The organism is Mycobacteroides franklinii (genome assembly GCF_001853795.1).
GTDB classification, from domain to species: domain Bacteria; phylum Actinomycetota; class Actinomycetes; order Mycobacteriales; family Mycobacteriaceae; genus Mycobacterium; species Mycobacterium franklinii.
In genome coordinates this window covers 47,852-67,033 of record NZ_MLIK01000018.1, presented here as the reverse complement: position 1 = coordinate 67,033, position 19,182 = coordinate 47,852, and the positions used below count along the sequence as shown (strand labels likewise).

18 protein-coding genes are annotated in these 19,182 nt (G+C 64.3%); 1 reads left to right on the top strand and 17 read right to left on the bottom strand.

The window, feature by feature from the left end:
* Positions 1 to 6: 6 nt before the first annotated feature.
* The 14 genes from nuoI to metH form a co-directional block, all read right to left on the bottom strand.
* Complete coding sequence (nuoI, locus tag BKG76_RS07370; protein ID WP_109420639.1) at positions 7 to 543, bottom strand: NADH-quinone oxidoreductase subunit NuoI; 537 nt, start codon at positions 541 to 543, stop codon at positions 7 to 9.
* A complete protein-coding gene (gene nuoH / locus BKG76_RS07365) occupies positions 536 to 1,801 on the bottom strand; it encodes an NADH-quinone oxidoreductase subunit NuoH (protein ID WP_070937061.1) in 1,266 nt (421 codons plus the stop codon). Before nuoH ends, nuoI begins: the two co-directional genes overlap by 8 nt.
* Positions 1,798 to 4,182 carry an NADH-quinone oxidoreductase subunit G gene (locus tag BKG76_RS07360; RefSeq protein WP_070937060.1) on the bottom strand — a complete coding sequence of 795 codons (2,385 nt, stop codon included), beginning with the start codon at positions 4,180 to 4,182 and terminating at the stop codon, positions 1,798 to 1,800. Before BKG76_RS07360 ends, nuoH begins: the two co-directional genes overlap by 4 nt.
* Positions 4,179 to 5,492, bottom strand: a complete 1,314-nt coding sequence (nuoF, locus tag BKG76_RS07355; protein ID WP_070937059.1) for an NADH-quinone oxidoreductase subunit NuoF — start codon at positions 5,490 to 5,492, stop codon at positions 4,179 to 4,181. The genes BKG76_RS07360 and nuoF overlap by 4 nt, the downstream gene beginning before the upstream one ends.
* Positions 5,489 to 6,232, bottom strand: a complete 744-nt coding sequence (gene nuoE / locus BKG76_RS07350) for an NADH-quinone oxidoreductase subunit NuoE (protein WP_070937058.1) — start codon at positions 6,230 to 6,232, stop codon at positions 5,489 to 5,491. The genes nuoF and nuoE overlap by 4 nt, the downstream gene beginning before the upstream one ends.
* Positions 6,229 to 7,527, bottom strand: coding sequence for an NADH dehydrogenase (quinone) subunit D (gene nuoD, locus BKG76_RS07345; protein ID WP_070937057.1), 1,299 nt, complete (start codon positions 7,525 to 7,527; stop codon positions 6,229 to 6,231). The genes nuoE and nuoD overlap by 4 nt, the downstream gene beginning before the upstream one ends.
* Entirely contained in the window at positions 7,527 to 8,213 is a 687-nt protein-coding gene (locus BKG76_RS07340; RefSeq protein ID WP_083337962.1) for an NADH-quinone oxidoreductase subunit C, read from the bottom strand. Before BKG76_RS07340 ends, nuoD begins: the two co-directional genes overlap by 1 nt.
* A complete protein-coding gene (locus BKG76_RS07335) occupies positions 8,210 to 8,764 on the bottom strand; it encodes a NuoB/complex I 20 kDa subunit family protein (RefSeq protein ID WP_005061196.1) in 555 nt (184 codons plus the stop codon). Before BKG76_RS07335 ends, BKG76_RS07340 begins: the two co-directional genes overlap by 4 nt.
* A gap of 70 nt (positions 8,765 to 8,834) precedes the next feature.
* Positions 8,835 to 9,221, bottom strand: coding sequence for an NADH-quinone oxidoreductase subunit A (locus BKG76_RS07330; RefSeq protein WP_043077533.1), 387 nt, complete (start codon positions 9,219 to 9,221; stop codon positions 8,835 to 8,837).
* A gap of 228 nt (positions 9,222 to 9,449) precedes the next feature.
* A complete protein-coding gene (locus BKG76_RS07325; protein WP_070937056.1) occupies positions 9,450 to 9,845 on the bottom strand; it encodes a response regulator in 396 nt (131 codons plus the stop codon).
* 25 nt (positions 9,846 to 9,870) lie between these two features.
* Complete coding sequence (gene hisG / locus BKG76_RS07320; protein ID WP_070937055.1) at positions 9,871 to 10,752, bottom strand: ATP phosphoribosyltransferase; 882 nt, start codon at positions 10,750 to 10,752, stop codon at positions 9,871 to 9,873.
* Position 10,753: 1 nt separating this feature from the next.
* Positions 10,754 to 11,035, bottom strand: a complete 282-nt coding sequence (locus tag BKG76_RS07315; RefSeq protein ID WP_176126497.1) for a phosphoribosyl-ATP diphosphatase — start codon at positions 11,033 to 11,035, stop codon at positions 10,754 to 10,756.
* Positions 11,036 to 11,051: 16 nt separating this feature from the next.
* Positions 11,052 to 11,735 (bottom strand): HAD family hydrolase, encoded by a 684-nt coding sequence (locus BKG76_RS07310; RefSeq protein ID WP_070937053.1) that lies wholly within the window; start codon positions 11,733 to 11,735, stop codon positions 11,052 to 11,054.
* Between the two features lie 46 nt (positions 11,736 to 11,781).
* A complete protein-coding gene (gene metH / locus BKG76_RS07305) occupies positions 11,782 to 15,543 on the bottom strand; it encodes a methionine synthase (RefSeq protein WP_407937646.1) in 3,762 nt (1,253 codons plus the stop codon).
* 243 nt (positions 15,544 to 15,786) lie between these two features.
* On the opposite strand from metH, the gene BKG76_RS07300 reads away from it, so the two are divergent.
* Positions 15,787 to 16,668 (top strand): PAC2 family protein, encoded by an 882-nt coding sequence (locus BKG76_RS07300; protein ID WP_070937052.1) that lies wholly within the window; start codon positions 15,787 to 15,789, stop codon positions 16,666 to 16,668.
* Positions 16,669 to 16,746: 78 nt separating this feature from the next.
* On the opposite strand, the gene BKG76_RS07295 is transcribed toward BKG76_RS07300, so the two are convergent.
* Genes BKG76_RS07295 through BKG76_RS07285 form a run of 3 tightly spaced genes read right to left on the bottom strand, consistent with a single transcriptional unit; the run spans position 16,747 to position 19,126 of the window.
* A complete protein-coding gene (locus BKG76_RS07295) occupies positions 16,747 to 17,328 on the bottom strand; it encodes a hypothetical protein (protein ID WP_070937051.1) in 582 nt (193 codons plus the stop codon).
* A complete protein-coding gene (locus tag BKG76_RS07290; RefSeq protein ID WP_131815803.1) occupies positions 17,325 to 17,942 on the bottom strand; it encodes a hypothetical protein in 618 nt (205 codons plus the stop codon). The genes BKG76_RS07295 and BKG76_RS07290 overlap by 4 nt, the downstream gene beginning before the upstream one ends.
* Before the next feature lie 29 nt (positions 17,943 to 17,971).
* Positions 17,972 to 19,126: an alpha-hydroxy-acid oxidizing protein gene (locus BKG76_RS07285; RefSeq protein WP_070937049.1), complete on the bottom strand. Its 1,155-nt coding sequence runs from the start codon at positions 19,124 to 19,126 to the stop codon at positions 17,972 to 17,974.
* Positions 19,127 to 19,182: the final 56 nt, after the last annotated feature.

Sequence of the window (19,182 nt, the reverse complement as noted above, 5' to 3'; positions counted from 1 at the left end):
CGAGACTCACCTGATGTCCTCCCCTGCCTTCGGCAGGTTGCCCAGGTAGTAGTCGGTATCGGTGGTGCCCGGGTACATCGCGTGCGGCGGTAACGCCATTCCTGGCTGTAGCGGTGCCAGCAGCTTGTCCTTGCCGTAGATGAGGTCGGCCCGGTTGTCATCGGCCATCTCGTAGTCGTTCGTCATGGTGAGCGCCCGTGTGGGGCACGCCTCGATGCACAGCCCACAACCGATGCACCGCAGATAGTTGATCTGATACACCCGGCCATACCGCTCGCCCGGAGAGAATCGTTCCTCCTCGGAATTGTCAGCGCCCTCGACGAATATCGCGTCGGCCGGACAAGCCCAGGCACACAGCTCACAGCCAATGCATTTCTCCAGCCCATCGGCGTAGCGGTTGAGCTGATGGCGCCCGTGATAGCGGGCTGCGGTGGGCTGCTTGTTCTCGGGGTACTGCTCGGTGAGCCGCTTTTTGAACATGGACGAGAAGGTCACCCAGAACCCCGCCAGGGCGTCGACCGAGCGTCGCAGCAGATCAGGCATGTGCGTCCTCCTTTGTGGAGCGCGGGTTGGTGTCCAGACGCTGTCCGGGCAGCGGCGGCACCGGGAATCCTCCGGCCATCGGATCGAAGCGTTTGGGCAGCGAGGGTTTTGCCGGCTGTGTGCGTCGGGAGAGAACGCCCACCAAGGCGATGCTGCCGACCGAAACCACCACCCCGGTGATCCCGAGGATGATCGATGGGTTTCCGTATCCGTACAGCGCCATGGCCTTCACCGCACCCACAACGACGATCCACACCAGCGCGACCGGAATCAGTACCTCCCAGCCCAACCGCATGAACTGGTCGTAGCGCAGTCGCGGCAATGTGGCCCGCAGCCACATGAACAGGAACATGAATCCCCAGATCTTCGCCACGAACCACAGCACCGGCCACCAGGCCGTGTTCGCGCCGTCGATCACACTCAGCGGCCAGGGCGCATGCCAGCCGCCCAGGAACATGGTGGCCGCCAACCCGGAAACCGTTGCCATGTTGATGTATTCGGCGAGCATGAACATGGCAAAGCGCAGCGAGGAGTACTCGGTATGGAAGCCACCCACCAGCTCGCCCTCGGCCTCCGGCAGGTCGAACGGCGCCCTGTTCGTCTCGCCGACCATCGCCGTGACGTAGACGAGAAATGATGGCAAGAGCAGGAAGACATACCAGCGTCCAGCCTGCGCCGCCACGATCCCGGACGTCGACATGGTTCCGGCCAGTAGGAACACCGCCGCGAATGTCAGGCCCATCGCGATCTCGTATGAGATCACCTGCGCGGAGGACCGCAATCCACCCAGCAGCGGGTAGGTAGATCCGGATGCCCAACCCCCCAACACGATCCCGTACACACCGATCGAGGTGACCGCCAGTACGAACAGGATCGCCACCGGCAGGTCGGTCAGTTGCAGGGGCGTGCGATGGCCGAAAACCGAGACGACAGGCCCGAAGGGGATGACCGCGTAGGCGACGATCGCCGGGACCACCGAGATGATGGGCGCCAGGAGGTAGATGGGCTTGTCGACCCCGGCCGGAGTCAAGCCCTCCTTGAGTGCCAGTTTCACACCGTCGGCAAGGCTCTGCAGCAGGCCGAACGGGCCCACCCGGTTGGGGCCTATGCGGCGCTGCATCCAGGCCAATACCCTGCGCTCGACCAGGATGGCGACAAGCACCGTGAGAACCAGGAAGGCAAATACCGCAACGCATTTCACGACAACGAGCCACAGCGGGTCGATCCCGAACTGCGACAAGTCTGTTTTGCCCGTCACGGCGCGACCTCGATCCGCACCACGTGCCCGAGTGCCGGACCGAGCTGCTGATGAACCTCCGAACCTGCCGAGCGCATGGGCACCCACACCACCCTGTCCGGCATTTCGGTTATCAGCAACGGCAACGTGATCGACCCCGGGATCGACTCCGACATACTGCGCACGGTCACCAATTCGCCTTCGGTAGCCCCGATTTCATTGGCAGTCGCCTCCGAGAGCCGGACCTGCGCCGGATGCGCGGTACCGGCGAGGTACTGCTCGCCATCCTGAAGACGGCCCGTATCGAGCAGCATCCGCCACGAGGCCAGCACCGCCTCACCCGCCTCTGGCTGGGGCCTGGCGGTCGCGTGGACCGGCCGCAGCGAGTCCCGGGCGCCCTCCCACGGACCGATGTCCGCGAGCTCGGCAAGCGCCTGGTTTTCATGGTTCAGGCCGATCGGGCGATCCATCCGCTCAGAGAGCGCGGTAAGAACTCTGAGATCGTCCAGGGCGTCGCTGACGTCGAGAGTGGTGGGGAAAGTCCTCAGCCGGCCTTCCCAATTCAGGAAACTGCCGGACTTCTCCGCAACCGCCGCTACCGGGAGGACGACATCGGCGAGTTCCGTGACGGCGCCGTGGCGCATCTCCAGGCTCACCACAAATGCCGTCTTGAGCGCACCGACGGCGGCGGCCGGGTACGGCAGATCAGCCAGCTCGACGCCGCCGACGAGAAACGCGTCGAGCCCCCTGCCGGGGTCCAGCATGCCGGCCGCATCGAGTCCGGGCACATCGGGCAACGCGATGACACCCCACTTTTCGGCGATGACGCGGCGCGCCGCGCTATCGGCCACGGGGTGCGCGCCCGGCAACAGCCGCGGCAGCGCCCCGGCCTCCAACGCCCCACGCTCACCCGCCCGGCGCGGAATCCATACCAGGGTGGCGCCGGTAGTGGTGGCCAATTCGGCTGCCGCCGAGAGCCCCCCGGGTATCGACGCCAGCCGCTCTCCCACCATGATCACGGCGCCCGGTTCGCGCAGCAGCTCTGAATCGGCCAGGCCCGCGAGGGTTTCCGGCTCGGTACCGGGAACGGTGGCAATAACGTCGGCGGAAAGCTTCGCCGATCCCCGGCTCGCGAAGGGTGCGACGGTGAGCACTTTGAGTCCCCGCCGGCGCATTGCCTTGCGCAGCCGCAGGAAGACGATGGGAGATTCCTCCTCCGGCTCGAATCCCGCCAGCAGGACCACCGGCGCGGACTCCAGCGCCGCATACGTCTGTGTCATCCCGTGCCCGGCGACCGCCGAGCCGAGGAACGCCGCTTCTTCAGCGCTATGCGCGCGGGCGCGGAAGTCGATGTTGTTGGTGCCCAGCACCATACGTGCGAACTTGACATAGGCGTAGGCGTCTTCGACCGTCAACCGTCCGCCGGTGAGTACCCCGGCGTTGGCGCCCGCAGCCGCCAAACCCTTTGCCGCGGTTTCCAACGCCTGCGGCCACGACACCGCCACCAGGTTTCCGGACTCGTCGCGAATCATCGGGTTGGTAATGCGGTCAGCGGCCGTGACATAGGTGAACGCCCAGCGTCCCTTGTCGCAGTTCCATTCCTCGTTCACCTCGGGATCGTCGCCCGCCAGGCGCCTGAGTATCTTTCCCCGCCGATGGTCGGTGCGCTGTGCGCATCCACTGGCGCAGTGCTCGCACACACTGGGTGTGGACACCAGATCGAAGGGGCGGGCGCGGAACCTGTACGCGGCACCGGTGAGCGCCCCCACCGGACAGATCTGCACGGTGTTGCCGGAGAAATAGGACTCGAAGGGTTCATCACTGGCGATGCCAACCTGTTGTAGCGCACCACGTTCCAGCAGCTCGATGAATGGATCACCGGCGATCTGCTGAGAGAACCTGGTGCAGCGAGCACACAGGACACAACGCTCTCGGTCCAGTAACACCTCGGTGGACAGCGGAATCGGCTTGGGGAAGGTGCGTTTGGCCTCGGTGAATCTGGTTTCGGTACGCCCAGTGGACATCGCCTGGTTCTGCAGCGGACACTCCCCGCCCTTGTCACAGACGGGACAGTCGAGTGGATGGTTGATCAACAGCAGTTCCATCACACCGCTCTGCGCCTTCTGCGCCGCCTCGGAGGTGACCTGGGTGTGCACCACCATCTCGTCGGTGACCGTGGTGGTGCACGACGCGAGCGGCTTGCGCTGCCCCTCCACCTCGACGAGGCATTGACGGCACGCTCCCACGGGTTCCAGCAGCGGGTGGTCGCAGAATCGGGGAATCTGCACACCGATGAGCTCAGCGGCGCGGATCACCAACGTGCCCTTGGGAACCGAAACACTGCTGCCGTCGATGTTGACGGTGACCATCTCCGTCGCGGTCCCTGGTTCCGTGGCTGTCATCGGTTCCCCTCTCCGAAGACGGTGCTGGCCACCGAATCAAACGGACACCCATGCTCCAGGTGCGCTTCATACTCTCCGCGGAAATACTTGAGCGAGGACATGATCGGGCTCGCCGCACCGTCACCGAGAGCGCAGAAGGATTTGCCCAACACGATGTCCGAGATATCGAGGAGTTTGTCCAGATCCTCGGCGGCGCCCTCGCCGGCCTCGAGTCGTTGCAGGATGCGCACCAGCCAGTAGGTGCCCTCACGGCATGGCGTGCACTTGCCACAGGACTCGTGCGCATAGAACTCGGTCCAGCGCAGTACCGCGCGCACCACGCAGGTGGTGTCATCGAATATCTGTAATGCCTTGGTGCCCAACATTGATCCGGCGGCGCTCACCCCCTCGTAGTCAAGCGGGACGTCCAACTGTTCGGTGGTGAACAGCGGCGTCGACGAGCCACCGGGCGTCCAGAACTTGAGCCCGTGCCCGTCGCGCACACCCCCGGCCAACTCCAGGAGCTGTCGCAACGTCACACCCAGCGGGGCCTCGTATTGGCCCGGAGTACGCACATGCCCGGATAAGGAATACAGCGTGAATCCCGGTGACTTCTCCGAGCCCATCGTGCGGAACCACTCCGCTCCGCGCCGCAGGATTACCGGGACACTGGCGATGGACTCGACGTTGTTGACCACGGTCGGGCTGGCATACAGACCGGCAACGGCCGGGAACGGAGGCCGCAATCGCGGCTGCCCGCGCCGTCCTTCCAGCGAGTCCAACAGCGCGGTCTCTTCCCCGCAGATGTAGGCGCCCGCGCCGGCGTGCACCACCAACTCCAAATCGAAGCCGCTATCAAGGATGTTGCGGCCCAGGTATCCGGCCTCGTAGGCCTCGGCCACCGCCGCCTGCAACCGCCTGATCACCGAAATTACCTCGCCGCGCACATAGATGAAGGCGTGCGAGGCGCGGATCGCATAGGCCGCGATGACGATGCCCTCGATCAGGGTGTGCGGCGTCGCCAGCATCAGCGGAATGTCTTTACAGGTGCCGGGTTCGGACTCGTCGGCGTTCACCACCAGGTAATGCGGCTTGGCACCAGCTTCACCGCCTTGCGGGATGAAGGACCATTTGGTGCCTGTCGGAAATCCGGCGCCTCCGCGCCCGCGCAGCCCCGCCTCCTTGACCAACGCGATGACCGCATCCGGCTCCATGCTCAGTGCGGTGCGCAGTCCCTGATAGCCGTCATGACGCAGATACCCGTCGAGTGTCCAGGCGTCGGCCTCGTCCCAATGTTCGGACAGGACCGGGGTGAGGATCGTGGATGTCACAGCGCAGTCCCCCCTGTCTCCTGCTGATCGTTCCGTTGCACATCCCGCGCCAGTCGCAACCCCGCGAGCGTCGGGTCACCCGGCCGCGCCGCCGCCACGGCCTCGGGCCGCTCATCGGCGAACCCGGCCAAGATCCGGGCGGTCTCTTTGAACGTGCAGGGCGGCGCGCCTCGCCGGGGCTGGGGAACGCGGCCGCCGCGCAGCCCTTCCACCAGATCTACCGCCCCATCCGGGGTTTGATTGTCAAAGAACTCCCAATTGACCATCAGGACGGGCGCATAGTCACACGCGGCATTGCACTCGACGTGTTCGAGCGTCACCTTGCCGTCCTCGGTCGTGCCACCGGGCCGCACACCGAGTTCGTCGGCCAATCGAGCCAGGATCGCGTCACCGCCGAGCACCGCACACAGCGTGTTGGTGCAGACACCGACCAAATAGTCGCCGGTGGGTTCGCGGCGGTACATCGAGTAGAAGCTCGCCACCGCGGTCACCTCGGCGGACGTCAATCCCACCTGCCCGGCGCAGAATTCGATTCCCGCCATGGTCACGTACCCGTCCTCGGACTGGACCAGATGCAGCAGCGGTAGCAACGCCGACCGACGGCTCGGGTAGCGGTCGAGGATATCCTTGGCGTCGATGGACAACCGTGAAACCACCTCCGCCGGATAGCTTTTTCGCCCCGCGAAGCGACCCTCGTCCTCGGGCGGACGATGACCGAGCTCGACGAATATCTCCGTCACCTGTCCACCCCTCCCATTACCGGATCGATGCTCGCCACCGCGGCGATCAGATCGGCCACCATCCCGCCCTCACACATCGCCGAAACGGACTGCAGATTCGTGAAAGAGGGATCCCGGAAATGCACGCGGTAGGGGCGGGTTCCGCCGTCGCTGACCATGTGCACTCCCAGCTCGCCGCGCGGCGACTCGACGGCGACGTACACCTGCCCGGCGGGAACCCTGATCCCCTCGGTGACCAGTTTGAAGTGATGGATCAGTCCCTCCATCGAGGTACCCATGATCTTGGCGATGTGCTTGGGCGAGTTACCCAAACCGTCTGGCCCCGAGGCGAGGTCGGCGGGCCAGGCAATCTTCTTGTCGTCCACCATGACCGGTCCCGGCCGCAGCCGGTCCAGGCACTGCTGAGCGATCTTGATGGACTCGTGCATCTCCTTGACTCGGATGAGATAGCGGCCGTACGAGTCGCAGTCCTCGTGAGTGACGACATCAAAATCGTAGGAGTCGTATCCACAGTACGGTTGTGCGCGCCGTAGGTCGTGTGCCAGACCGGTCGCACGCAGCACCGGACCGGTGATGCCCAACGCCATACACCCGGTCAGATCCAGGTATCCGACGCCCTGGGTGCGCGCCTTCCAGATGTAGTTCTCGTTCAACAGGTTTTCCATATCGCGCAACCTGCCGGGGAGGATTTTGAGCAGGTCCCGGACTTCCTGCTCGGCGCCTTCGGGCAGATCCTGCGCGAGCCCGCCGGGCCGCACGTACGCGTGGTTCATGCGCAGTCCGGTGATCGCCTCGAAGACCTTCAGGATCATTTCGCGTTCGCGGAAACCGAGGAACATCGCGGTCATCGCGCCCAGCTCCATGCCTCCGGTCGCCAGCGCCACCAGATGCGAGGAGATGCGATTGAGCTCCATCAACAACACCCGAATCACGTTGGCACGATCCGGGATTTCGTCGGTGATGTCGAGCAGTCTTTCGACGCCCAGACAGTAGGCGGTCTCGTTGAAGAACGGGGACAGATAGTCCATTCGGGTGACGAAGGTGACGCCCTGCGTCCAGGTTCGGTATTCCAGATTCTTCTCGATACCGGTGTGCAGGTATCCGATACCGCAGCGCACATCGGTGACGGTCTCCCCCTCGATCTCCAGGATCAGCCGCAACACGCCATGCGTGGATGGGTGCTGAGGACCCATGTTCACAACGATCCGCTCGTCGGTGGCTTGCGCTGCGGCGGTGACGATCTCGTCCCAATCCTGGCCACCCGCCATGAGATGGAGCTCGGGCTGCGCTGTCATCAGTTGTAAGACCTCCGCTGATCGGGCGGCGCGATGGTCGCCCCGTGATACTCGACCGGCACACCGCCGAGCGGGTAGTCCTTCCGTTGCGGATGTCCCTCCCAGTCGTCGGGCATCTCTATTCGGGTCAGCGCGGGGTGATCGTCGAAGACGATGCCGAAGAAGTCGTAGGTCTCTCGTTCATGCCAGTCCGTGGTCGGATAGACGGCATTCAGCGACGGGATATGCGGATTACTTTCCGGCACAGCTACTTCGAGCATGATCCGGCGGTTCCAGGTGATCGACATGAGCGGATAGACGGCATGCAGTTCCCGCGCAGTGTCATCGGGATAGTGCACGCCACTGACGCCCAGGCTGAGCTCGAAGCGCAACTGCGGGTCGTCGCGCAGGGACTGGGCGACCTGCACCAGATGCGCAGCCTTGACATGAATCGTCAGTTGATCACGGTAGACGACCACACTCTCGATGGCATCCTCGTACGTGACATGCTCTTGCTCGGCGAGAACCGATTCCAGCCGGTCGACGACCTGGTCGAAGTACCCGCCGTAGGGACGGTTCGAGCTCGCCGGCAAGGAGATTGACTGGACCAGTCCGCCGTAGCCGGAGGTATCGCCACTGCCACGTACCCCGAACAGCCCGCGCCGCACCCCGATGACCTCACTCGGCTTCTGCTCGCTGTCGCTCACCGCAGCAGCCCCTTCATCTCGATGGTGGGCGTCGCGGCAAGTGCGGCCGCTTCTGTCTCGCGGATGACTTCCTCGCGGTTCGCCCCGAGCGGCATGTGCGCGATCTTCTCGTGCAGCTTCAAGATCGCATGCAGCAGCATTTCCGGTCGCGGCGGGCAACCGGGAAGATAGATATCCACGGGGACAACGTGATCGACCCCCTGGACGATGGCGTAGTTGTTGAACATGCCGCCCGAAGACGCACAGACCCCCATGGCCAGCACCCATTTCGGCTCGGCCATCTGGTCGTAGATCTGGCGCAACACCGGAGCCATCTTCTGGCTCACCCGGCCCGCCACGATCATCAGGTCGGCCTGTCGCGGTGTCGCCGAAAAACGTTCCATGCCAAAGCGCGCGATGTCGAATCGCGGGCCTGCCGTCGACATCATCTCGATGGCACAACACGCCAGCCCAAAGGTGGCGGGCCACAACGAACCTTTGCGCACATACCCCGCCAGCGTCTCGACGGTGCTCAGCAGAAATCCGCTCGGCAGTTTTTCCTCAAGACCCATGGCTCTCCCGACAGGCGTGCATATTCGTGATGTTGCAAGGACTTCCAGCTGCCCCATCAATCGCGCGGGGCTAATCCCAGCTCAGGCCACCGCGCCTCCATTCGTACGCGTACGCCACCGACACGTTGACGATGAACAGGGCCATTGCCAGTAGTCCGAACACTCCGAGGGCGTCGAAGTGCACGGCCCACGGATACAAGAAGACGATCTCGATATCGAAGATGATGAACAACATCGCGGTGAGGTAGTACTTCACGGGCACCCGGTGCCCACCCGCGGCGGCACCGTGATGATCGCGCCCCATCGAGTGTTGGGTTGCCTCGATGCCACACTCATACGCCTCGAGCTTGGCCCGGTTGTATCTGCGCGGACCGACGAACGACGAAATCCCAACGGAGAAAACGGCAAAAGCCACCGCAATGGCGCCGAGTACCAAGATCGGTACATATGCATCCATGGCAGAACAGCCTCCCGAATAGATCCATCGGGTCCCTGTGCTGGATCGGCAACATTGCCGTGTCAGTGCTGTTTGTGGTCGAGGGCTGCCGACCAGTACAGATGTGACCTAACAAACACACTATCGGTTGGCGCCTGATCCATGCCACCGTTTGACGGTGTTTTGCACAATTAAGTACCGAGCGGAAAGGTCTGTGAAAGCTGAAGTCAGCGGAATGTTGCGGCAGTGTCAGCGGCGGGTTGCGGCCGCCGCGCCCAGCAGATCGATCACCGTGGCGGTCAACCGCATCGGGTCGATCGGCCGCGGCACCACAGCCTCCGCACGTGACCAGCTCGCCAGCCAGTTGTCCTGCGGCCGACCGGTCAGGACCACGATCGGCGGCGGCGCTTCGACCTCGTCCTTGACCTGCTTGGCCACACCCATCCCACCGAAGGGTGTCGCCTCGCCGTCCAGGATCGCCAGGTCGATACCGGCGGCCGCGAGACGCTCGATGACCATGGGCCCGGTGGCGACCTCGACGAACTCCAGCGGCGGCAGGGCGGAATCCGGCCGCGTGCCGATTCCCTGAATTACCTTGCGCCGGACCGTGATGTCATCGCTGTAGACGAGGACGTGCAGCGCCATACGGCCATGCTAGGCCATGGGGGGACTACGCGCGGAAGAACCGGACCTCGGAGGCCAGGATGGCCTTCGCCCCGATGGCAGCCAGTGCGTCCATGGTGGTGTTGACACCCTTGCGTGGCGCCAGGGCGCGGACCGCGACCCACGCCTCGTCGGCCAATGGCGCCAGCGTCGGGGATTCCAGACCGGGCGTCACCTTGAGCGCCTCGTCCAGCACCTCGCGCGGGCAGTCATAGTCGAGCATCAGGTACTGCTGGCCGAACACCACACCCTGGATGCGCGTGGTCAGTTGCGTGCGCGCCGTTTCCGTTGCCGGATCGGCGTTCTCCCGCTCGATCAACACAGCCTCGGAATCGCACAGCGATTCGCCGAACGCGACCAGGCCGTGCTGGCGGAGGGTACGACCGGTGCCGACGATATCGGCGATCACATCGGCCACGCCAAGCTGGATGGAGATCTCCACGGCACCGTCCAGCCGAATGACGTCGGCTTCGATCCCCTTGGTGGCCAGGTCCTTTCGAACCAAATTGGGGTACGCGGTGGCAATTCTCTTGCCCGCGATGTCGTAAATGCTCCAGTCGCGCCCGGCGGGTGCGGCATACCGAAAGGTCGACCCGCCGAATCCCAGCGCGAGCCGCTCGACGACCGGCGCATCGGAGTCCATCATCAGATCGCGCCCGGTGATGCCGAGATCCAGTTCGCCCGAGCCCACATAGATCGCGATGTCCTTGGGCCTCAGGAAGAAGAACTCGACATCGTTCTGCGGGTCCAGCACCGTGAGATCTTTGGCGTCGCCGCGCCGCCGATAGCCGGCCTCGGACAGAATCTCCGACGCGGCCTCGCTGAGCGCACCTTTGTTGGGGACGGCAACCCGCAGGGGCACTTTTGTGCCCGCGTGTGACTCAGTCATGTCAGAGCTTCCGGTAGACGTCATCGAGGGTGAGCCCACGGGCGATCAGCAGTACCTGCGCCCAATACAGCAGCTGGCTGACCTCTTCGGCAAGTGACTCGTCGCTCTCGTGCTCGGCCGCCAGCCAGACTTCGCCCGCCTCTTCGAGCAGCTTCTTACCCAGGGTATGTACACCCGCATCGAGGGCGGCAACGGTCCCACTGCCCTCGGGCCGGGTTCTGGCGCGGTCACTGAGCTCGGCGAACAGCTCCTCGAAGGTCTTCACGGGTGGCGATTCTGTCACGACCTGGCCCGGCGAGTCATATGGGTTTGCAGGTCGTGGCCGTCAGCACGTCGGCATGCGCAAGCCGCAGGTCGTCCGCCGTCAGCCCCAACAAGCTGGCGACATGCCTGCGGCGATCATTGGCGGGCACCTCGACATGGTTGGGCACCACCAGCACGGCGCACCCCGCGGCCTCGGCGGCGGCGGCGCCGGTTGCCGAATCCTCGATGGCCAGACAGTCGCGTGGCTCGACGCCCAACAGTTCGGCGGCGCGCAGGTACGGATCGGGGGCAGGCTTGCCCGCCGGCACCTCGTCACCGCAGACCGATTCGGTAAACCAGTGCGTGCCAATGGTCTTGAGTGCCTGGTCGGTGAGCGACCTGATGGTGTTGGTCACCAGTGCCATGGGCACCTGAGCGGCGGCAAGCTGCGCCAGCATCTCCTGGGCGCCATCGCACCAGATGAGACCGGTCTGGAAGAGCTCACCGGTGTATTCGTGCAGCCAATCGTTCTCACTGGCCATCCGCTCGGGATCTGGTTCCAGTTCCAGCGCGGCGAAGATCATCCGCATGGTGGCGTCCGCGGCTCCGCCGACGAGCGCGGTACGCAGCTCGGGAGTCATCTCGCCGCCGAGCTTGCGGCACAGCTCTCCCATCGAGATATCCCAGAGCTTCTCTGATTCGATGAGGGTGCCGTCCATGTCCCACAGCACCGCACGCATGCGAGCAATTCTGTCAGAGGTCGCCCGCTGCGCACGACGCTGGTGCTCAGTCCTCAGGGTTGTAGCCGAGGTTCGGGCCGAGCCAGCGCTCGGCTTCCTGCAGCGTCCAGCCCTTGCGCTTGGCATAGTCGGCGGTCTGGTCCTGGGCGATCCGGCCGACCACGAAGTACTGCGACTGCGGGTGCGAGAAGTACCAGCCGCTGACGGCGGCGCCGGGCCACATCGCCATGGATTCCGTCAGCTCGATGCCGGTGCGCTTCGTGACGTCCATCAGGTCGAACAGCGTCACCTTCTCGGTGTGCTCCGGGCAGGCCGGGTAACCGGGCGCCGGACGGATTCCCCGGTACTTCTCGCCGATGAGCGCCTCGTTGTCCAGCTGCTCGTCGGGCTGGAAACCCCAGAACTCCTTGCGGACCCGTTGGTGCATCCGTTCGGCGAACGCCTCCGCCAACCGGTCGGCGACCGACTCCAGCAGGATCGCGCTGTAGTCGTCCAGATCCGCCTTGAACTCCATGATCTTGTCCTGGCCGCCGAGTCCCGAGGTGACGGCGAAGGCGCCGATGTAGTCAGCCAGGCCGGTGTCCTTGGGGGCGATGTAGTCGCCCAGCGACCGGTTCGGGATGCCATCGCGGTGCTCGCCCTGTTGGCGCAGATTGTGCAGCGTGGTCAGCACTTCGGTGCGGGTGTCGTCGGTGTAGACCTCGATGTCGTCTCCGACCGCGTTGGCCGGGAAGAAGCCGATCACCCCGTTGGCCGTCAGCCACTTCTCCTCGATCACGGAGTCGAGCATCTGTTGGGCGTCGTTGTACAGCTTGCGGGCGGTCTCGCCTGTCGCAGGGTTGTTCAGGATGTCGGGGAAACGACCTTTCATCTCCCAGGCGTTGAAAAAGGGCTGCCAGTCGATGTACTCGCGCAACTCGGCGATGTCGTAGTCAAGAAATTCCCGCACTCCGACACCCTGCGCGGGTACCGGTGGCGTGTAACCGTCCCAATCGATGGGGGTTCGGTTCGCCCGGGCCTTCTCCAAGGTCAGCATTGGGCGCTCATTTTTCTGAGCGTGCCGTTCCCGTAGCGCCGCGTAGTCGGCAGACGTCGCCTCCAACAACCCAGGGCGCTGCTTGTCGTCGAGCAGCGCCGCGGCGACCGGGACCGAGCGGGACGCGTCCTTGACCCACACGACCGGACCGCTGCGACGCGGCGCCACCTTCACCGCCGTGTGGGCGCGAGAGGTGGTCGCGCCACCGATCAGCAGCGGGATCTGCAGCCCCCTACGCTCCATCTCGACGGCGAAGTTGACCATCTCGTCCAGCGACGGGGTGATCAGGCCGGACAACCCAATGATGTCTGCGTCGTATTCCTCGGCCGCAGCCAGGATCTTCTCGGCGGGCACCATGACCCCGAGGTCGATTACCTCGAAGTTGTTGCACTGCAACACAACCCCGACGATGTTCTTACCGATATCGTGAACGTCGCCCTTCACCGTCGCCATGATGATGGTGCCGTTGGTGTCCTTGGACTTGGAAGACCCAGCGACACCGTTCGCTGTGTTTTCGGCCTTCTCCTCCTCGATGAACGGCAGCAGGTACGCCACGGCCTTCTTCATCACCCGGGCCGACTTCACGACCTGGGGCAGGAACATCTTGCCCGCGCCGAAGAGATCACCGACAACGTTCATGCCGTCCATCAGCGGGCCCTCGATCACCTCGATCGGGCGACCCCCGGCGGCGGCGATCTCGGCCCGCAATTCCTCGGTATCGGTCTCGACATCGGCGTCGATACCCTTGACCAGGGCGTGCGTGATCCGCTCCCGGACCGGCAGGCTCCGCCACTCCTGAACAGCCGAGGGACCGGTCTCCTCCCCCTTGGTGTTGAACCGTTCTGCGATCTCCAGCAGCCTCTCGGCCGCGTCCGCGCGCCGGTTCAGCACGACGTCCTCGATCCTTTCCCGCAGGTCGGGGTCGATCGAGTCATATGGCACCAGCGCACCGGCGTTGACGATGCCCATATCCAGGCCTGCCTTGATGGCGTGGAACAGGAACACCGCGTGAATCGCCTCGCGGACGGGGTTGTTACCGCGGAACGAGAACGACACGTTCGAGATACCGCCGGAGATATGCACCCCTGGCAGGTTCTCCTTGATCCAGGCGCATGCCTCGATGAAGTCGATCCCGTACGTCGCGTGCTCCTCGATACCGGTCGCCAGCGCGAAGCAGTTGGGGTCGAAGATGATGTCCTCGGCCGGGAAGCCGACCTCTTCGGTCAGAATCCGGTAGGCGCGTCCACAGATCTCCTTGCGCCGTTCCAGATTGTCGGCCTGGCCCTTCTCATCGAAGGCCATCACCACGACGGCGGCACCGTACTTGTGGCACAGCCGCGCCTCGCGGATGAACTTCTCCTCGCCTTCCTTCATGGAGATCGAGTTGACGATCGGCTTGCCCTGCACGTTCTTCAGGCCTGCCTCGATGACCTCCCACTTGGAGGAGTCGATCATCACCGGGATGCGACTGATGTCGGGCTCGGCCGCGATCAGTTTGGTGAACCGGTCCATCGCGGCGACGCCGTCGATCATGCCCTCGTCCATGTTGATGTCGATGACCTGCGCACCGACCTCGACCTGCTGAAGTGCGACCGACAGCGCGGTGTCGTAGTCCTCGGCCTTGATCAGGTTGCGGAACCGGGCCGAACCGGTGATGTTGGTGCGCTCACCGATGTTCACGAACAGGGAGTCGTCGGTGATGTTGAGGGGCTCCAGCCCGGAGAGGCGAGTCGCCAGTGGGATCTCCGGCAATGCGCGCGGCGGTCTGCCTTCGACAACCTTGGCGATCTCCGCGATATGCGCGGGCGCGGTCCCACAGCACCCACCGACCAGGTTGACCAGGCCTGCCTCGGCGAACTCGGCAAGGTAGCCGGCCTGGTGCTCAGGGGACTCGTCGTACTCGCCGAAGGCGTTGGGCAGGCCCGCGTTCGGATAGCAAGAGACAAAGGTGTCGGCAATGCGTGACATCTCCGCGATGTACGGCCGCATCTCCGGGGCACCCAGGGCACAGTTGAGACCAACCGCGATGGGCTTGGCGTGCCGGATCGCGTTCCAGAATGCCTCGGTGACCTGGCCGGACAACGTCCGTCCGGACGCGTCGGTGATGGTGCCCGAGATGATGATCGGCCAGCGCCGCCCGCGCTGCTCGAACAGCGTCTCCACGGCGAACACCGCCGCCTTGGCGTTCAGCGAGTCGAAGATCGTCTCGATGAGGATGATGTCGGCACCGCCGTCGACCAGGCCGTTGGCTGCTTCGAGATAGGCGGCGACCAGCTGGTCGTAGGAGACATTGCGGGCTCCGGGATCATTGACGTCCGGCGAAATCGACGCGGTCCGGGTGGTCGGCCCCAGCGCTCCGGCGACATAACGGGGCTTGGCAGGGGTGCTGTACTCGTCGGCAGCCGCCCGCGCCAGCGCGGCACCGGCGTGATTCAGCTCGTAGCTCAGCTCTTCCATACCGTAGTCGGAGAGCGACACCGCATTCGCGTTGAACGTGTTGGTCTCGAGGATGTCCGCGCCTGCCTCGAGGTACTCACGGTGGATGCCCTCGATGATGTGCGGTTGCGTCAGAGTGAGCAGATCGTTGTTGCCGACGAGGTCGCTCGGCCAGTCGGCGAACCGTTCGCCGCGGTATCCGGCCTCATCTGGCCTATCGCGCTGGATCGCCGTGCCCATCGCTCCGTCGATCACCAGGATGCGCTGCCCGAGAGCAGTTGTCAGCGGGTCCGTGCAGTCGGGGCGGATATTCGGCTGCAGATTGGCCACGTGCATTCCTTCCAGAGCGGAAGGCGTCCTTAACTCTGCCGAGCGTGGCGGTCACGGGGTGTGATCCGGAACCGTTGCAACGCCTCTCGACCAGATGAAGTCTACGTCGTCACCCGACAGTCGTGCGAACGCCTAATGTGTCGTGCGGTTTTCTCTTAGGGCGGTCATATCAACAATGTGATCCGGCTATCCAATCCATTCTCCGCCCGCCGCGGCTCGTCCCCGTCACGCAGGGCTTACGCTGGCACCGTGACGCTGTCGGATAACGCCCAGAACGGCCTACCCGTGCTGCGCGACCCGATAGTGGTTGCCGCGTTCGAGGGCTGGAATGACGCCGGCGATGCGGCCAGCGCCGCGCTGGAGCACCTGGACACCACCTGGCAGGCCACTCCCTTGATGACCATCGACGATGAGGATTACTACGACTACCAGGTCAATCGCCCCATCGTGCGGTTGGTCGAAGGCGTCACCCGCGAGCTGGAATGGCCGGGGATGCACATCTCCTACTGCTCGCCTCCCGGCTCGCAGCGCGATGTGGTCCTCATGCACGGCGCCGAGCCGAACATGCGCTGGCGCACCTTCTGCAACCGCTTGCTGGCCATCGCGGACCGCCTCAACGTGTCAACGGTGGTGATCCTGGGAGCGCTGCTGGCCGATACTCCACACACTCGGCCGGTGCCGGTCAGCGGCACCGCGTACTCCCCCGACGCTGCCAAGTTCTTCGGCTTGGAAGAGACCCGATACGAGGGGCCCACCGGTATCGCCGGGGTGTTCCAGGACGCCTGCGTGAACGCCGGAATACCGGCTGTCGCGTTCTGGGCCGCGGTACCGCACTACGTGTCACAACCCCCTAATCCGAAGGCAACCGTCGCGCTGCTGCAGCGCGTCGAGGATGTGCTCGACGTGGAGGTCCCCCTCGGGGATCTACCCGAGCAAGCCGAGGAGTGGGAGCAGGCGGTCAGCGAGATGACCACCGAGGACGAAGAGATTTCCGAATACGTGCAGTCTCTCGAGGAGCGTGGCGACGCCGAGGTGGACACCACCGAGATTCTCAGCAAGATCGACGGTGACGCGCTGGCCGCCGAGTTCGAGCGGTATCTGCGCCGTCGTGGGCCGCGTTTCGGGGGCTAGCCCCCGAGGCGCACTCAACAGCTCGCACCAGCACCGCACCGGTGGCCCCGGTAAAGCACTGCTGTGAGAACCGACCGCCTAGATGAATTCGAGCTTGCTCGCCAGCCAGTGCCCATCGACCAGTTCCATGGTCATTTTCATGCGGGACTTGTCGATCCGCGGATCCGGGCGTGTGTTGTTGGCAATCGACTGATCCACCATGAGCAGCACGACCACCTTCTGCTCGGGTTCACCGACGGTGTCGGACTGCACCGCCGAGGCGACCACCTTGCCCACCGCGGTCGCCCGATTGTCAATCATCAACTGCCGCAGTTGCACTGAGTTCTTCGCGAACTGATCCTTGAGTTCGCCGGTGCTGTGCTCCAGGATCTGCGCGAAGCTCTGGTCGAGACGTCCCGAATCAATTGAGGTCATCAAGACGGCTATCGCCTCGGCGGCCTCGCGCGCCTCGCCGCGAGATTCGCGAACACGCCGATCACGGTCGAACTCTGCCCGTTCCTGTACGACGGTGTCGCGCTGCGCGGCCAGAATGGGACCGTCGTGGGCCAGCTTCCACCCCAAGAATCCACATACACACAGCGCGACCAGCGCTAGACCAACCAGCACACTCGCGAAGACAATTCGCAGTTGCGCACCGTGCGGTGCCGGATAGCCGGTCATATCAGCTCCACATCGCTTGCGAGCCAACGACCATCGACCTTCTCCATGGTGATCTTCACCCGCGATTTATCCTGGCGGGGATCCGGAACCGCGACGTTGCTCACGCTCTGATCGACGAAGAGCAACACGACAACCTTGTCCACCGATTCGGATTGAATCGCCGAGGCCGTCACCTTGCCCTCGGCCTTCGACTTGTTCTCGGCCAAGACCTGTCTCAGTTGGGCGCTGGAGTTCTCATAGGTCTTCTTGAATTGGCCGGTGGACTTCTCGAGTACCGCGGACCGTTGTCGATCGAGATCTCGGTAGTCCACGTTCGTCAATGCGAGGATGAAGTCGGCAGACGCGTCTTGCGCTTGCCTGCCGGCCTCGTGCACCTCGCGATCCCGAATCAGTGTGGTGCGCCATTCTCCCGACAAGTCGTGTGTTGCCCGCCGATCCGCCACCAACTTCCATCCCAGGAGACCGCACCCGGCCACGGCGAACGCGGTCACCACCGCGGCCACGATGATCGTGACCGTTGCCCACCGGGCCGCCCTGGGCGCGGGTGGTGGGTACGGCGAATACGATGGGTACTGCGGATACGGAACGGGCTCTTGAGGCCACTGCTGAATCATCAGACCCCCCGACTGAAGTTATCGCGCGCTCAGGAAAGCCGCTGCACCGCCAACTCGTTCAGCGAAAGGTAGCAGTTCACGGCCATCGTCAGGTCGGCTTCGGCGAGCAGCGACTGAATGACATGTTTGACGCCGTTGGTTCCGTCAAGCGCGAGCCCGTAGACGTACGGACGGGCGATGCCCACCAGACTGGCGCCGAGTGCCACGGCCCGCAAGATATCGATACCGTCGCGAACCCCGGAATCGAACGTCACGGGAACAGACCCGGCCGCCTCGACGGCAGCGGCAAGTCCGTCGATCGCGGGCACTCCCCCATTCGCTTGCCGCCCACCATGATTGGAGTAGGCGATGGCGTCGATGCCGCGGTCCGCCGCCTCCCGCACATCCGCGACATCGCAGATGCCCTTCAGGATGATCGGAAGTTTGGTGATCGACCGGTAGTGGTCGATGTCCGCCCAGGTAAGCCCGGGATGGCTGAACAACGACGCCCACACCAATCCGGCATGCATCGGCGTCAGTTCCCCGGCGGAGCGCACCCCCGCTATCTCCAGGAATCGAGGATCGGAAGTGTAGTTCGCCAGGCATTGCCCGTGCAGCATCGGCAGATATCCATGTTTGAGATCACGCGGACGCCAGCCGAGTGTGCCGGTGTCGAGCGTCACCGCGAGGGCGTCGTATCCCGCTGCCTCGGCGCGCCGAATGAAGTTATCGGTCAGCTCGGAATCCGACGACGGGTACAGCTGGAAGATCCCGTAGGAATCGCCACGCTCGGCGGCAACCTCTTCAAGGGTGGCCGCCGACAGTGTCGAATACATGGCGGGCATATCCAGCTCACGAGCGGCGGCCGCCGTCAGCAGGTCGCCACGGTCGCGGACCGCGCCCAGCACACCCACCGGACAGATGAAGGCCGGGCTGGTGAACGTGCGCCCCAGAAATGACGTCGACATGTCCCGATTCGTACGGTCGCGCAGCATCCGGGGCACCAACCCGTAACGGCGTAACGCGGTGGCATTCGAGTCCTGGGTGTGCTCATCGCCGGCGCCGCCGCGCACATAGCCGAAGATCCCCTCGCCCAGCACCTGTTCGGCACGGCTTTCCAGCTCGGCAAAGGTGAACGGAAGGGTTGAGACCTTGCCGAGCACGCCCGCCGCATAGAACTGGAGCTGGAAATCGCCGAAGTTCATCGTGCACCCTCACCGTCCGGATTTTCGCTGGATGTTCAGCGTACTGGGCATGCCGG